Origin of the sequence: Blautia sp. 2227st1_G12_2227SCRN_220401, assembly GCF_039062885.1 — a bacterium.
Lineage (GTDB): Bacteria > Bacillota > Clostridia > Lachnospirales > Lachnospiraceae > Blautia_A > Blautia_A fusiformis.
In genome coordinates, this window is record NZ_JBCLNI010000036.1 from 1 (window position 1) to 15835 (window position 15835).

Sequence of the window (15835 nt, forward strand, 5' to 3'; positions counted from 1 at the left end):
AAAGAAACAGTAAGCGGTATTCGTGAGAATCCGCATTATCTCGATGTGAGTATGTTTAATCACATTTTGAGTGGCAGGTGATCGATGAAACTGATCCATTTATCAGATCTTCACCTGGGAAAACGTGTCAATGAGTTTTCCATGATCGAAGATCAGAAATATATTTTGAATGAAATCCTGAGGATCATTGATAAAGAAGCACCGGACGGGGTTCTTCTTGCGGGGGATCTTTATGACAGACCGATTCCGTCTGCGGAAGCCGTGCAGCTTTTTGACCGGTTTCTTACGCAGTTGGCAGAAAGGAAGATTCCGGTGTATGCCATCAGCGGAAATCATGACAGTGCGGAAAGGATCGCTTTCGGTTCACAGATCATGAGTAGCAGCGGGATCTGTATGTCCCCGGTATACGATGGAAAAACAGAAAAGTACTGTTTAACGGACAGCTATGGAGAAGTTTGGATCCATCTGCTTCCATTTGTGCGTCCGGCAACTGTGAGGCACGGACTGGAAGGAGAAGAAGAGGTGGATGAGATCCGTACCTACCAGGAGGCAGTGCAGGCGGCAGTTGCACATATGGAGATTGATAAACGTTATCGCAATGTATTGATCGCCCATCAGTTTGTGGTCGGTGCCATGCGCTGCGATTCTGAAGAGATCTCCGTTGGAGGTATCGACCAGGTGGAGGCAGATGTGTTCCGGGATTTTGACTATGTGGCACTTGGCCATATCCACAGTCCTCAGAATGTGGGAAGCGAGCACATCCGCTACTGCGGAACTCCTTTGAAATATTCTTTTTCCGAGGCAGGACAGCAGAAATCTGTGACAGTTGTGGAGCTTTTGGAAAAAGGAAATCTCAGGATCAGGGAGATTCCGCTGAAGCCTCTTCGGGATATGCGAAAACTGAAAGGCACATACATGGAGATCACATCACTGTCCAGTTATCAGGACACAAACACAGAGGATTATGTGCAGATCACGCTGACAGATGAAGAAGATATCGTAGATGGAATGCAGAAGCTCCGTACTGTTTATCCGAATCTGATGAGGCTGGAATATGATAACCGACGCACAAGAGAAAACCAGGAGATCGCAGGTACAGAAACGGTGAAAAGGAAATCCGAGCTGGAATATTTTGAGGAATTTTTTGAACTGCAGAATAACCAGCCCATGAATGAAGAACAGCGGAAATATTCCGAAGATCTGATCCGTAAGATCCAGGAGGTGAAACAATGAGACCGGAAAAACTGACCATCAGTGCCTTCGGGCCCTATGCAGACAAAACAGAGATTGATTTTTCAAAGCTTGGAGAGGGCGGTCTCTACCTGATCACCGGTGACACCGGAGCGGGAAAAACTACGATCTTTGATGCGATCACCTTTGCGTTATATGGAAGAGCCAGTGGAGAGGTAAGAGATCCGGCCATGTTTCGGAGCAAATATGCAGAGCCTTCCACAGAGACCTTTGTGGAGCTTGTTTTTTCCTATCAGGGGAAAAATTATCACGTGCGCCGGAGTCCGGAATATATGGCTCCGAAAAAAAGAGGCACCGGACAGACTCTTAGAAAAGCTGAAGCACAGCTGATCTATCCGGATGAACGTCAGCCGGTGACAAAGGCAAAAGATGTTACTGCGGCAGTGGAACAGCTTCTGGGACTGAGTTATGATCAGTTCACACAGATCGCAATGATCGCCCAAGGGGATTTCCAGAAATTACTTCTGGCAGGAACTACACAGAGAGGAGAGATCTTCCGACAGCTCTTTCACACAGGACTTTATCAGCAGATTCAGATGAAACTTAAGGATGCGTCAATAGCCAGATATAAGGAATATGATGAAATGCGCCGCAGTATTGCCCAGTATTTGGATGGAGTGAAAACGGAGACTGCTTCATGGCAGGAGGCAGAGGAATTTGACGAACTGAAAAAGATAAAATTCGAGGGAAAACTGGAGCGGAGTCTGGAACTTCTGAAGCAGTTTCTGGAATATGGTGAAGCACAGGAAAAAGAGCTCCGGGAAAAAGAAGACTCGCTTAATCAGGATATACGAAAATCAGAAGAGGCACAAAATCTTGTGGCTCAGAAACGAAATCTGGAGCTGAAAAAGAAAAAAGCGGAAAAAGATCTGGAAGAATTAACACCACTTCTACAGCTTGCAGTAGAAGTGGCGGAAAAATATAAAGATGCAGATCACAGATGTGAAGAGCTTGGAATCAGGATCCGTGAAAAAGAAGAAAAGCTGAAAAAATATCAGGAGCTGGAAAAGCTGAAAAAAGAGCTGGAAACAATCGAAGGAAAGCTTGAAACAGTCAGTGAAAAAAAAGAGAAGGATATTTCCGAAGAGCAGCTTTTGCAGAAAAAAGATGAGGAAGAAAAAAAACGCCTTTCAATACTGGCAGATGCAGGAGAAGAACTACAAAAATACAAGTTTGAGTACGATAAACTGGACAGTGAAAAACGAAGCTATGACAGCTGTCTGCTGACGGAAGAAGAGATCAAAAAAGAACAGAAACAGATAGATGGATGGCAGGAAGAAATCATCCGGAAAGAAACGCAGCAGAAGGAAGAGCTGGAGCAGCAAAAGAAAGACAAGGCGCTGTTGGACAGCGCGGAGCTGGAACTTCAGAAGGCAGAGACGAAAAAGACAGAAGGGCTTCGGAAAAAGAAAGAATTAGAAGGACTGATTGCTCTGGTTAAGGAGTTTCAAGGGGCTTATAATGCCACGAAAGAGCAGCAGGAAAAATATAAGATTTCCATTGAAAAAGTACAAAAGCAGAGAGAAGTTTACCAGAAACTGTTTCAGAGTTTTCTGGACGCGCAGGCAGGGCTCCTGGCGCAGGAACTGAAAGAGGGTTGCCCATGCCCGGTATGTGGTTCTTTCGAGCATCCGCGTCCGGGAATACTTCCCAAAGGACAGGTTGTGGATCAGGAAATCCTGGACAGAGAGAAACAAAAACTGGACAGACTGGAGAATGACGCAAATACGCAGAGTGTGGAAGCAGGAAAACGAAAAGAACGCCAGAAAACATTATGGCATCAGATCCAGAGGGAGGCACAAGAGCTTTTACATGAGACGGAATGGAAAAAGCTGATCCCTTTGCTGAAAGAAAAACAGGACCAATGTGAAAAGCAGCTGGCAGACAGCGAGGAAGAGATTCGCATAGCAATAGAACGTAAAAAAAAGAAGAACGAAACAGAAACGTGGATCGAAAAGCTGGAAACAGAGATCGTTCAGTTACAGGAAGAGAAAAATCAATGTGACAGAAAACAGGCCGGTCTTCAGACAAGAGACGTGGAAAACAAAAAGCAGCAGCAGATAACAGCAGAAGAGATCCGAAAACTGATTCAGAAAAGTCTGGTGTCAGGAAATGGAGAAGTGACGGACAACACAGCTGCAGGATTTGAAAGACAGATACAGGATATGCTCAGCTGCCTGTCAGAAAAAGTTCAGGGAAAGGAAAAAGAAGCAAAACAGAAACAGGATCTTGAGAAGCTGATCATAGAAAGAGAAAAGACTCTGAAAGAACTGGGAAGAGTTATCAATGAAGCTGCACAGGACATCGTACGTCTGGAAACAGAGAGGAAGAATAAAGCACAGAAAGTGGATGAGCTGAACGAAGAGATCGGAGAAGGTGGAAAAGAATCTCTGGAACAGGAAATAAAAACACAGAGGAAGCTGTATGAAGAGCTGAAAGAAAGCAGCAGAAGAGCTCAACAGAAATTACAGGAGATCCGGGCGGAAAAGGAAAGAATAACAGCGGTTGTAAAAAACTTTGAGGAGCAGAAAAAAGAAATCGGAGAAGTAGATGAGGATGCGCTCAGAGAGCAGTACAGCCGTTTTAGGGAAGAGAAAACACAGCTTTCGGAAAAACGAAAAGCACTTTTTTCTGTTCAGAAGGGAAATGAGGAAATATATCATAAAGTGCAGGTACGTCAGACGGAAATGACTGCGGCGGAAAAAGAATATGTCTGGATGAAAAATCTTTCGGATACAGCCAATGGAAAACTGAACGGAAAGGCAAAGATCGAGCTGGAAACTTATATCCAGATGGCATATTTTGACCGGATCCTGCGAAGAGCCAATCTCCGTCTTATGACCATGAGTAGCGGTCAGTACGAACTGAAACGCCAGGAGCAGAGCAAAAATCAGAAAGAAAAAGCAGGTCTCGATCTGAATGTCATAGATCACTATAACGGAACAGAACGAAGTGTAAAGACATTGTCCGGTGGGGAATCCTTCCAGGCATCTCTGTCCCTTGCACTGGGCCTGTCTGATGAGATCCAGGCCTGCGCAGGGGGAATCCGGCTGGATTCCATGTTTGTAGATGAAGGATTCGGATCCTTGGATGAGGAATCCCTGGAACAGGCCCTGAAAGCCCTGACAAGTCTGGCCGACGGAAAACGTCTGGTAGGAATTATCTCACATGTGTCAGAACTGAAGGAACGGATCGAAAATAAGATCATCGTCACCAAAAAATGTGGTGGGGATGGTGTGGGAAGCAGTATAAAAATTCAGTGAAAACGGCAGGAAATCTTCCGATAATCATTGGGAGTCATACCAGTTTGCTGCTTGAAAATACGGCTGAAGTAACGAAAATTGGGATATCCTACCATGTGGGATATCTCATTTACGTGATAGGAAGAAGTTTTCAGCAATTCTTTAGCTTTCTGGATACGCAGATCGGTAAGAAGATCCGTAAAATTTTTGCCGGTTGTCTGTTTGATCAGTCTGCTGATATAAGGAGTACTTCGGTTAAATTCATCGGCGATACTGTATAGGCTCAGAGGTTTTTCATAATTTGCGCGGATATATTCAATCAGCTGACTGGTCAGGTAGTTGTTTTTATTAATTTTATCAGTATTCAGAAGGCCTGCAATCTGAAACATCCAGTCCTGAAATATTTCAGTCTTTTTTTCCAGAAGTGAGGAGGTTGAAAAAAGCTCTTTCTGTGTTTTGGTGATCTGACGTACCGAATCTGACAGTTCCGTGGAAGCTGACTGAAAAAAAGAAAGAAAAAGAGTCATAAAACTATACATGAAACTGTTGAACTCATCAGGAGTTTGCCGGGTGAAAAACTGGGAGATCTCATCAAAATGCCTTTGAATCATTGTTTTGTCACCGGAAGACAGGGAATTGAGAAGAACCTGAAAATAGTTGGATTTTTCATACATGACAGCAACGGGGTTGGTTTCCAGATCACGGTAGAGCATGACAAAATGACTGGAATTTTTCAGGGTATTAAAAATTTCTACAGTCTGGCTTCGAAGCAGGGGAATTTCAGACAGATTCTCAGAGTGACTGCTGATGGCTGCGGACATGAGAACGTGATTTTTTTTTAGTTCCCCATGTATGAAATTAGTTATTTTTGTAAGTTGTTTTTCATCAATGTCCGGACATAAGGAATACAAAGCGTTTCCATAAGAAAAAATAAGAGCTCCCGGAATCTGTTCCTGAAGATAATGTTCGGCGATATGCGTAAAGTAATATTCTTTTTCCAGATCTTTTGAAACTGTTGTAGAACATTTGCAGTATAAAAGGTAATAGCTTTTAATATGATCCAGGCGGAGCATGGTGACTTCTTCATGAAAAGAAGAAGAAAGGGAAGTGGTGTTCCTGAAAAGTAACCGTTCAAAAAAATCTTTTTGAAGATTTCTGATATTTTCTTTTAGATAGGATTCATATTTTTTGCGCATGATCGCCTGATTTTTCCGTTCGGTGATAGTATGTATAGCTTTCAATACGGATTCTTTCAGGACGTTTTCGTCTACTGGTTTTAGGATATAATCGAAAACATGGTTTTTAATCGCTGTCTGTGCATACTTGAAATCAGAAAAACCGGTAATCAGTATTACGATCTTATCTGGAAAATTATTATGCACGAAAGAAGAAATATACAGGCCGTCTTTTCCTGGCATACGGATATCCGTAAGAATGATATCTGGTTGCTGAGAGGATATGATCTCCAGTGCTTTTGCTGCATTGTCAGAAGTAAAAATATTCTCTTTTTCTGTAAAAATCTGTGAAATATACATTTTAAGTTTTTCCAGGATGATCTTTTCATCATCAACGATCAGAATTTTCATTTTGTCAGGTCCTCCCTTTGATGTATTTGTGGAATACGGATCGTAACACATACAGAAGTACGGTCTTCCATATTTTCAAGAAGCAGTCCATAGGAATTTCCGAATTGGGACCGTAGCCGCATCTGAATATTTATAAGCCCAATGCTTTTCTGGTCGGAAAAAGAAGTTTGTGATACAGAGTGAATCTTTTCAATTACCTGGTGAGAAAACAGGGGGCCGGTGTTATAGACTTTGATCAGTACATCGTCTTTAAAAGTAAATAATTGAATAGAAAGAAAGCCATTTTCCACAGATTCACTGATACCATGTATGATAGCGTTTTCAACGACCGGCTGTATGATCAGTTTTGGGATATACAGATCTTCCATGGGATCGTTACATTCGATCAGAAAAAGAAGCCGATCCTGGAAACGCATTTTCTGAATATCCAAATATTCTCTTACGTAATTAAGATCTTCTGAAATAGGAAGAAGATCAGGGCCTTTGATGCTCATTCGCATGATATCAGCCAGTTTTGGAACGATATCTGTGATTTGCGCTGTTTTTCCAAGAGATGCCAGGCTTGAGATACAGTCCAGGGTATTGTAAAGAAAATGTGGGTTGATCTGTGCCTGAAGCGTTTTCAGCTCTGCGTTTTTTAGAAGAATCTGTTGTTCCGTGATCTTCTTTCCGGATTCCTGAAGGCGCAGGAGCATATGGTTGTATTCCTTTGTCAGCTCAGAAAATTCGTTGCTGGAAACTGTGTGGATCAGGGCGGTTTCATCGGCAACAGAAGTTTGTTTTAACTTAGTGATAAAAACCTGAAATTCCTGGGATATGGTTCTTGAAATCTGAATAACAGCGAAAACCAGTATCAAGAGAAAAAATATGGAAATAACCAGTAGCTGACGCCATACACGATTGATCGAATGAAATGCGCCGGTTGTGTTGAGAAGCCCTCCGATTTGTAAGAAATCGTTTACAGAATAGCGGATGGCATAAAAATTACTATTCCCCCTGTGGGAGTGATAATTCATATTCATGCTGGCTGTGACGGATGGGGCATAGGGGGAAGTTGTATATACCAGGTCACTATTTTGAAAAAGGGAATAATAACTATATTCAGAATCCTGATGCTCCGTGATCATATCCTCCATAAACCGGATATTGATCTCAGTCAGTAAAATACCGATCTTCTTTTCCGGTTTCTGAATGTCAAAAATATTTTTGGCAGCAGTGATGGTATAAGGTTCCTTTGGAGAATAGTAATAACAGAGAGTTCCCTTTGGTTGTTTTAGATACTCACTGAGCTGCTCCAGTTTTTGCTCCTGTTGTTCCAGGGTGGAATTATAAATAGTCTGATTGGAAATGATCCCATTATCGGTCAGAACAATATAAACCCGTTGAATTTTAGACTGAGCACCTAAAAGATATGTGGAGAAAAGGGTGTTACACTGGGACTGAACTTCTTCCGGACTGAGCTTTTTATCTGCATAGGAATGGATCAGAGACTGAATTTCTGTTCCGTAAAGCAGCAGATCAATGTTGGAGTTCAGTGAGGAAAAATAACTGGCTGTATTTTTTGCGATAGACAGAGTATTCTCTTCATGTTCCAGAAGAATATTGTTACGGGATTCTTTTACATAAATCATATAAAAAGAAGATAATAAAATGATATAACTGAGAATCACAACTGGAAGAACGATGACAAGAATTCGAAATTTTATAGAGTGTTCTTTAAATTTTGCAGTAATAGAAAACAATTCTTACCCCTCCTTTCGGTATTATTATATAATGATGAGTAAAAAAAACCAATACATATTATGAAAAGTGACACATAATGTCAAGAAGTGTGCACTGTTTTGATATTAAAAATTATAATATAATGAGTTCATCAAAAAAGAACGGAGGGTTTACAAATGAAGAGAAGAAAGGTGACAGCGTGCGCAATGGCAGCGCTCATGGCAATGGGGCTTGTTGGAACAGTGATGCCGGTTTACGCAAAAAGTAATCTGAAAAATGTAGACGATGTAGTTGAGATCAAGATGGCAGTGTGGACTTCCGGAGCTGCGGATATTTACAATAAAGCAGCGGAAGGGTTTAATCAGACTCATGATAATATAAAATTATCTGTGGAGATGCAGTCCGGAGATTATAACCAGTATCTTGGAGCAAAGACAGCGGCAAAAGATCTGCCGGATCTTTTTGAAGTAAGTTCTTATTCTCAGGTATATGATTTTGCACAGAACGGGCTGCTGGCAGACGTAAGCGATCATGAGTTTGTGGACAAACTTTATGACAATGCAAAAGAAGCAGTTACTTATGATGGCAAAGTGTGGGGATTTCCACAGATGTATGAATGGTGGGGTGTACTTTATAATAAAGATCTTTTTAAAAAAGCAGGAATTGAAAAAGTGCCGGAAACTTTTGATGAGATGAAAGCAGTCTGTGAAAAACTTCAGGCTGCGAATATTACACCATTTACCGCTATTTATAAAGATAACTGGACAGTAAGTCAGGAATTCTGCTCCTTATTCGGAGGAGTACTTGGTGGAAAAGATAAGATCGACAGCTGGCTGGATTCCATGAATAAGGGAGAAGGGAGCTTTAAGGTGGATGGCGTAGACAGAGTCTTTGATTTTATGGATCTTATGAAAGAAAATTCCGGACAGAATTATATGGATTCGGATGCGGCCACAGGATTTTATGCATTTGCAAACCAGGAAGCAGCAATGATCTTTCTTTCAGATGCGGCAACGATTTCTGTAGGAAGTGTAACACAGGATCTTCCCATCGGATTTTTTGCAGTTCCAGTAAGTGATAACGCAGATGATGCAGAAGTTGTGGCATGTGCAACAGATGCGATCGTGGCCAACGCAAACGGGGAACACTTGGATGAAGCCCTGGAAGTGCTTGATTATATCGGAGATGGCGGGGACTGGCTGAAAACAGTGACCAACAGCTACGGCGGCTTTATGGCTTGCATGGACATTGAAGCAGATGATGAAATTGCAAGTAAGGATTATTATAAAGATCTGAAAGCGTATATGGATGCAGGAAAGGTCAGAAGTACTTTGTGGAATCAGCTTCCAAGCGGAGCAAGCGATGTTCTGGGCGATGATGTTCAGGGATATTTTGCAGGAATAACCGATGAAGATCAGACCCTGGATGCTCTTGATGAAGGATTTAAAAAGCTTGCAGAAGAATAAACACACAGGAAAACAGGCGGACTTTTAAAAGTCCGCCTGCTATATACGGGGGTAGGAAACATGTCGGACATTTTATACAGAAAACAGAAAAAATATTATTTCCTTCTTGTGCTGCCGGCACTGTGTATTTATACTTTTGCGCTGGCAGGACCGTTAATTTTTGGAACGATCCCGAATTCGTTTTTCAGTTGGAATCTGATCAAAGGAACGCATAACTGGATCGGAATAAAAAACTTTGTCGATTTGGTTCATGATAGAGATTTTATACAATCTATGTTTTTGACGTTTAAACTTGCAGTGGTTACGATTGTTCTGACCAATGTACTGGCTTTTTTTATAGCTCTGGCGTTGAATACACATATTTTCGGTAAGCCAGTGATCCGGGCGTTCTTTTTTATTCCGAATATTATCAGTGGAGTTATGATCGCCCTGGCGTGGACATTTATTTTTCAGAAAGTAACGCCAATAATTGGAGAACTTTTACATTCGGAAGCAGTAACAGGGTTTAGCTGGTTCGGGAGTTCAACGGCAGCATTTGCGGCGGTATCAGTGGTTACCGTGTGGCAGGGCCTGGGATTTTTGATGATCCTTTACATCACAGGTTTGCAGTCGATTCCTCTTGATGTGATGGAAGCGGCATGCATTGACGGATGTGTGGGACTGAATCGTATTATAAAAATCCAGCTTCCGCTTCTGATGCCAACGATTACGATCAATCTGTTTGTATCTATTGCAAATGCATTTAAAGCATTTGATATTAACTACGCTTTAACCGGCGGCGGACCTTCAAAAACAACACAGACGATCGCCATGAATATTTATGATGACGCATTTGGAACTTTTAATATGGGGTATGGCTGTGCGAAATCGGTGATCCTGTTTTTGATCATAGCAGCAATTTCCTTGATTCAGCTTAATATTACTAGAAAAAGAGAGGTGCAGTCATAATGACATGGAAAAAGAAAATTGCAGGTACCGCAGCAATGTTTATATTAGGCTTTATTTTTATTTTACCGGTATTGTGGATCGTTATGAATTCAATTAAAACAAGTCCGGAAATTGCGGCTGATTTTCTGGCATTACCAAAGTCTTTATATCTTGATAATTTTAAAAATGCCATGGAAAGCATGAATTTTTTAGTTGCATTAAAAAATTCTGTTGTGATTACATTGGGAGCTATGCTGGGAGGGCTGTTCGTATCGTTTGCCGGTGCTTTCGGAATCTCACATCTTCGTGGGAAAATCTCACAGAATCTGTATCTGTATTTTGTTTTCGGACAGATCGTGCCGTTTCATGCAGTTATGATTCCTATTTCTGTACTTGCTACAAATACCAATCTTACCAATTCCCTTGGAGGAATTATCATTCTTGATATTGGATTCTTCTGTGCGTTTGGAATTCTGACGTTTACGGGATTTTTGAAAAATGTACCTCGGGAGCTGGAAGAAGCAGCCGCAATAGATGGATGTGGAGTTTTTCGAATTATGACGCAGATCGTATTTCCACTTGTTAAACCAGCAACGGTTACCATTGGTGTATTGTTTTTTATGTGGTCCTGGAATGACTTTCTGCTTCCCAGTATTCTCATTGGAGACAGTGAACTGAGACCGCTGACGGTAAATCTTTTCATGTTCAGAAGTGCTACCAGCACACAGTGGAATCTGTTTATTGCAGGACTTACCTTGTGTATTATTCCCACAATTATCCTTTACATCTGTGCACAAAAATATATTACAAGCGGACTGACAATGGGAGCTGTAAAATAAAGGAGGAATGAAGATGCAGTTATTCAGGATCATTCCGTTGGAAAAAGATCTGTGGGCGATCAATGAAATAGATAAGACGGTTATGTATGTGATAAATGGAACAGAAAGAGCTCTTCTTCTGGATACGGGACTGGGACTTACCGATTTAAAAGAAGAAGTTTTGAAACTTTGTGGAGAAAAATCTCTGATTGTTGTAAATACTCATGCTCATGTGGATCATAATTCAGGAAATTATCAATTTGAAGAAGTATGTGTGGGAAGGTATGACGAACCTTTTTCCCATCAGATCGTAGACCAGGAGCTGAGAGAAATGTCTGAGCTCATGTTCTTTGAAATTCCTGAAAAAGAGGGATTTTCGTTTGAAATGTGGAATCCCGGACCGGCAAGAAAAATCTGTACAGTCAGGGATGGGGATATCTTTGATCTGGGAGATAAAAAACTTAAAGTTCTGGAAGTTCCCAGTCATACCCTGGGGTGTATTGCATTGTTTGAGGAGAAGAAAGGATGGCTTTTTACAGGAGATATCATGCTCACCTGGGAAGTGTGGGGACATTTGAATCCTGGAAAAAGTCCGCTTGCCCCATCTGCTTCTTTGCGTGTATACTATGAAAGCCTTTTAAAATTGAAGAAAATCAGAAAAAAAGTAAGCAGCGTTTTTCCTGCTCATGTCTGCGAAAAAGAAAAAGACTGTTATAAAAAGTATGCGTTATCTCCGGAAATTATAAATATATATTGTGACGGAATTGAGAAAATATTTTCAGGAGAACAGAAAGGTGAACCTTATTTTCATATGGTCGAAAACGGAAGTGTTGTGAAATTTACAACAGGTGGTATTGTCTATCAGAAAGATAGGATGAATTAAATAGGAAAATATCGGCAAGTTGATTGATTATAGATTCCCTCAAAAAAATCCCCTGTACGGTTCGGCGTTTGTACGTAGATCCGGCACAGGGGATTTTGGTGTTTATAAGATCAGACTTTCTGATATTCTTTCTTTTTCTCAGCCTTGGCTTCGCAGGTAAGCTCAACACCAAGCTTACGGAAGCTGATCACATCCACATCGGAAAGCATTACGGAAGTATGAGCCTGGCATCCACGGAGATTCGGGATCTGTTCCAGGGCAAGGCGTGCGGCATCGCTGGTTGCGGCACTCATGGAAAGGGCGATCAGGATCTCATCAATGTGAAGACGTGGATTTCTGCTTCCCAGATATTTGGTCTTCAGCTGCTGGATCGGATGGATGGCATCCGGGGAGATCACATGAAGCTCGTGATCGATTCCTGCCAGCTCTTTCAGGGCATTGAGAAGAAGAGCAGCGGATGCGCCGAGAAGATCGGAGGTTTTTCCGCATACGATCTTTCCGTCAGGAAGTTCCATAGCGGCGGCAGGGCCATTGGTTGCTTTTTCTTTTTCGAGGGCAGCCGGAACAACCTTACGGTCAGTGATCTCTGCATGAGCCTGCTGGAGAAGAAGCTCGATCTTACGTACCTCATTCTCTGTGCCGGAGCCGGAAACCAGAGCGTTCATGCTCTTATAATAACGGCGGATGATCTCCTGGCGGGAAGCCTCCTGGCATACTTCATCGTCAACGATGCAGTTACCTGCCATGTTGACCCCCATATCTGTCGGAGATTTATAAGGGCAGCTGCCCATGATCTTCTCAAACATGGCCTGTACAACAGGGAAAACTTCTACGTCACGGTTGTAGTTGACGGTAGTTTTGCCGTAAGCCTCCAGATGGAACGGGTCGATCATGTTGACATCGTTCAGATCTGCAGTGGCAGCTTCGTAGGCAAGGTTTACCGGATGTTTCAGAGGAAGGTTCCAGATTGGGAAGGTCTCAAATTTTGCATAGCCGGCTTTTACTCCTCGTTTGTATTCGTGGTAAAGCTGGGAAAGGCAGGTTGCCATCTTTCCACTTCCTGGTCCCGGTGCTGTGATCACGACTAGAGGTCTGGTAGTTTCAATATAATCATTCTTTCCATAACCCTCGTCACTTACAATAAAGGAAGTGTTGCTTGGATAGCCGGGGATCAGGTAAAGCTTGTAGACACGGATTCCCAGTTTCTCCAGACGTTTTTTGAAGAGATCGGCGCTTTCCTGACCGGAGTACTGTGTGATGCATACGCTTCCCACGTACAGGCCACGGCTTGTAAACTCATCCATAAGACGGAGAACATCTTCGTCATAGGTGATCCCAAGATCGCCACGTACTTTATTCTTGTCAATGTCATTGGCACTGATAACAATAACGATCTCCGCCTGATCAGAAAGCTGCATCAGCATACGGAGCTTGCTGTCCGGTTCAAAACCCGGAAGAACACGGGATGCATGGTAGTCGTCAAACAGTTTGCCGCCGAATTCAAGATAAAGTTTGTTGCCGAACTGACCGATTCTTTCACGGATGTGTTCTGACTGCATTTTCAGATATTTGTCATTATCAAAACCTATTTTCATTTGTCTGATTTCCTCTCCTCTTTAATTTTCCAAATCACTGGGAACAGTATACTACAACTTTACGTTCACTGGCAATATCCAATGCGGTGTTTTTTCGATGGTATTTTTGTAATCTCGCAGTTGATTTATATGGTTTTTCTCTTTATAATAAAGAAATGACAAGAGGAGGAAAAAAATGAATAATCAACTGAATAATGATCAGGACGGGAAGCGACCTGACAACAAAGATCCCAGGCAGGGATCAGGTAAAAATCATCAGTCGATTCTGGCTTTTCTGATATGCCTCCTGGTCACACTGGTGTGCTTCGCGTTGTTTACCAATATGCTGAAGGATAACAGCAGTGAGATCTCCTATGATAAATTTATCGATATGGTGGATAAGGACCAGGTTAAGGAAGTAACGATCCAGTCCAGTACATTGACGATCGTACCCAAGAAAAAGAATTCCAAGTACGAGGATATGAGCTATTACACCACGAAGACCGAAGACAGTACAGCACTTACCAAGAGACTGGAAAGAAAGGGAATCAAGTTTGAGACCGATCCGCCGGATGTTTTTGGTGAATTTGTTGCAATGATCCTGAGCGTGGTTCTGCCGACACTGCTTCTGTTCGGACTTCTGATGTTCTCCATGCGCCGCATGAACAAAGGCGGCGGGATCATGGGCATGGGCGTAGGCAAGAGCAAAGCCAAGGCATATGTGCAGCAGGAAACGGGCGTTTCCTTTAAGGATGTGGCAGGTCAGGATGAAGCCAAGGAATCTCTCCAGGAAGTTGTGGATTTTCTTCACAACCCCGGAAAATACACAGCCATCGGAGCCAAGCTGCCTAAGGGCGCACTTCTTGTAGGCCCTCCGGGAACCGGTAAGACATTACTTGCCAAGGCAGTTGCAGGTGAAGCGCAGGTACCGTTCTTCTCTCTTTCCGGCTCGGAATTTGTGGAGATGTTTGTGGGCGTGGGTGCCTCACGTGTCCGTGACCTTTTCGAGGAAGCCAAGAAGAATGCTCCGTGTATCGTATTTATCGATGAGATCGATGCCATTGGTAAAAGCCGTGATTCCCGCTATGGCGGCGGAAATGATGAGCGTGAGCAGACATTGAACCAGCTGCTTGCGGAGATGGATGGCTTTGATACATCCAAGGGACTTCTGATCCTTGCTGCGACCAACAGACCGGAGGTTCTTGATCCGGCTCTTCTCCGTCCGGGACGTTTTGACAGACGTGTGATCGTTGACAGACCGGATCTTAAAGGAAGGGTGGATATCTTGAAGGTACATGCCAAGAACGTACTTCTGGATGACACCGTTGATTTTGAAGCTATTGCACTTGCAACTTCCGGTGCGGTAGGCTCTGATCTTGCTAATATGATCAATGAGGCTGCGATCCTTGCAGTCAAGAAGGGACGTAAAGCTGTATCACAGAAGGACCTGGAAGAATCCGTAGAAGTAGTTCTGGTGGGAAAAGAGAAGAAGGACCGTATCTTAAGCAAACAGGAACGCCGGATCGTATCCTACCATGAAGTCGGACACGCACTGGTAAATGCACTCCAGAAGGATGCGGAGCCTGTACAGAAGATCACCATCGTACCCCGTACCATGGGAGCACTGGGTTACGTTATGCAGGTACCTGAGGAAGAAAAATATCTCAACACCAAGAAAGAACTGAAAGCTATGCTGGTAGGCTATCTTGGCGGACGTGCTGCTGAGGAGATCGTTTTTGACACAGTCACTACAGGTGCTGCCAATGATATTGAGCAGGCTACCAAGGTGGCCAGAGCCATGATCACACAGTATGGTATGTCTGAGAAGTTCGGACTGATGGGACTTGCTACACAGGAGAATCAGTATCTCAGCGGAAGAGCAGTTTTAAACTGTGGTGATGATACCGCAACAGAGATCGATCATGAGGTGATGAAGCTTCTCCACCATTCCTATGAGGAAGCCAAGAGGATCCTTGGAAGTCACAGAACAGAGATGGATAAGATCGCGGAATATCTGATCCGCAAGGAAACCATTACAGGTAAAGAGTTCATGAAGATCCTCCGTGCAGTTCAGCAGGGCCTGGATATCCCGGAGGATCTGGATGATCTGGTACTTTCCGAGGATGAAAAAGAAGTGTCCAATAAACAGGACATTGAAACGATTGTAGAAAATAACGAGACTGCAAAAAGTACGGAATCGGTTCAGTTCAGACCGGAGATATCCGGACAGGAACTGACAGAGGATATGCAGGCACCGGAGAAAACAGAAGAATCTGCTCAGACAACAGATGCTGATCATACAGAAACAGAAGAAAAGCCGGGATCACAGGCATAAAACAGATCATAAGAAAACCGGGAGAAATCCC

General features: G+C 42.9%; 10 protein-coding genes. 7 read left to right on the forward strand and 3 right to left on the reverse strand.

Features of this window, described 5'->3' with window-relative positions; translation table 11 throughout:
* The first annotated feature begins 84 nt into the window (after positions 1 to 84).
* Both ABCM67_RS14410 and ABCM67_RS14415 read left to right on the forward strand, forming a co-directional pair.
* Positions 85 to 1233, forward strand: a complete 1149-nt coding sequence (locus tag ABCM67_RS14410) for an exonuclease SbcCD subunit D (protein WP_195274738.1) — start codon at positions 85 to 87, stop codon at positions 1231 to 1233.
* On the forward strand, positions 1230 to 4514 hold the full coding sequence (locus tag ABCM67_RS14415; RefSeq protein WP_092070123.1) for an SMC family ATPase: 3285 nt from the start codon (positions 1230 to 1232) through the stop codon (positions 4512 to 4514). The genes ABCM67_RS14410 and ABCM67_RS14415 overlap by 4 nt, the downstream gene beginning before the upstream one ends.
* Here ABCM67_RS14415 and ABCM67_RS14420 read toward each other — a convergent pair.
* The gene (locus tag ABCM67_RS14420; RefSeq protein ID WP_173740101.1) at positions 4508 to 6079 is read right to left on the reverse strand and encodes a response regulator; all 1572 of its coding nucleotides are present in this window, start codon (positions 6077 to 6079) and stop codon (positions 4508 to 4510) included. The genes ABCM67_RS14415 and ABCM67_RS14420 overlap by 7 nt on opposite strands.
* A complete protein-coding gene (locus ABCM67_RS14425; RefSeq protein ID WP_092070120.1) occupies positions 6076 to 7821 on the reverse strand; it encodes a histidine kinase in 1746 nt (581 codons plus the stop codon). The genes ABCM67_RS14420 and ABCM67_RS14425 overlap by 4 nt, the downstream gene beginning before the upstream one ends.
* A 156-nt stretch (positions 7822 to 7977) precedes the next feature.
* Here ABCM67_RS14425 and ABCM67_RS14430 point away from each other — a divergent pair, with 156 nt between their 5' ends.
* Genes ABCM67_RS14430 through ABCM67_RS14445 form a run of 4 tightly spaced genes read left to right on the forward strand, consistent with a single transcriptional unit; the run spans position 7978 to position 11895 of the window.
* Positions 7978 to 9267 carry an extracellular solute-binding protein gene (locus tag ABCM67_RS14430; protein WP_015525935.1) on the forward strand — a complete coding sequence of 430 codons (1290 nt, stop codon included), beginning with the start codon at positions 7978 to 7980 and terminating at the stop codon, positions 9265 to 9267.
* Positions 9268 to 9327: 60 nt separating this feature from the next.
* Positions 9328 to 10215 (forward strand): sugar ABC transporter permease, encoded by an 888-nt coding sequence (locus ABCM67_RS14435; RefSeq protein ID WP_021651521.1) that lies wholly within the window; start codon positions 9328 to 9330, stop codon positions 10213 to 10215.
* The gene (locus ABCM67_RS14440) at positions 10215 to 11033 is read left to right on the forward strand and encodes a carbohydrate ABC transporter permease (RefSeq protein ID WP_021651520.1); all 819 of its coding nucleotides are present in this window, start codon (positions 10215 to 10217) and stop codon (positions 11031 to 11033) included. The genes ABCM67_RS14435 and ABCM67_RS14440 overlap by 1 nt, the downstream gene beginning before the upstream one ends.
* A gap of 13 nt (positions 11034 to 11046) precedes the next feature.
* Entirely contained in the window at positions 11047 to 11895 is an 849-nt protein-coding gene (locus ABCM67_RS14445) for an MBL fold metallo-hydrolase (RefSeq protein ID WP_021651519.1), read from the forward strand.
* 110 nt (positions 11896 to 12005) lie between these two features.
* Here ABCM67_RS14445 and ABCM67_RS14450 read toward each other — a convergent pair whose 3' ends face one another.
* On the reverse strand, positions 12006 to 13490 hold the full coding sequence (locus tag ABCM67_RS14450) for a DUF1846 domain-containing protein (RefSeq protein ID WP_147603243.1): 1485 nt from the start codon (positions 13488 to 13490) through the stop codon (positions 12006 to 12008).
* A 175-nt stretch (positions 13491 to 13665) separates the two neighbouring features.
* On the opposite strand from ABCM67_RS14450, the gene ftsH reads away from it, so the two are divergent.
* On the forward strand, positions 13666 to 15804 hold the full coding sequence (gene ftsH, locus ABCM67_RS14455) for an ATP-dependent zinc metalloprotease FtsH (protein WP_342992948.1): 2139 nt from the start codon (positions 13666 to 13668) through the stop codon (positions 15802 to 15804).
* Positions 15805 to 15835 lie beyond the last annotated feature (31 nt).

What these genes read in the sequence shown, in the direction of transcription:
- ABCM67_RS14420 (WP_173740101.1), bottom strand. Translation starts at nt 6,079, where the DNA reads ATGAAAATTCTGATCGTTGATGATGAAAAGATCATCCTGGAAAAACTT.
- ABCM67_RS14445 (WP_021651519.1), top strand. Translation starts at nt 11,047, where the DNA reads ATGCAGTTATTCAGGATCATTCCGTTGGAAAAAGATCTGTGGGCGATC.
- ABCM67_RS14415 (WP_092070123.1), top strand. Translation starts at nt 1,230, where the DNA reads ATGAGACCGGAAAAACTGACCATCAGTGCCTTCGGGCCCTATGCAGAC.
- ABCM67_RS14440 (WP_021651520.1), top strand. Translation starts at nt 10,215, where the DNA reads ATGACATGGAAAAAGAAAATTGCAGGTACCGCAGCAATGTTTATATTA.
- ABCM67_RS14435 (WP_021651521.1), top strand. Translation starts at nt 9,328, where the DNA reads ATGTCGGACATTTTATACAGAAAACAGAAAAAATATTATTTCCTTCTT.
- ftsH (WP_342992948.1), top strand. Translation starts at nt 13,666, where the DNA reads ATGAATAATCAACTGAATAATGATCAGGACGGGAAGCGACCTGACAAC.
- ABCM67_RS14450 (WP_147603243.1), bottom strand. Translation starts at nt 13,490, where the DNA reads ATGAAAATAGGTTTTGATAATGACAAATATCTGAAAATGCAGTCAGAA.
- ABCM67_RS14410 (WP_195274738.1), top strand. Translation starts at nt 85, where the DNA reads ATGAAACTGATCCATTTATCAGATCTTCACCTGGGAAAACGTGTCAAT.
- ABCM67_RS14430 (WP_015525935.1), top strand. Translation starts at nt 7,978, where the DNA reads ATGAAGAGAAGAAAGGTGACAGCGTGCGCAATGGCAGCGCTCATGGCA.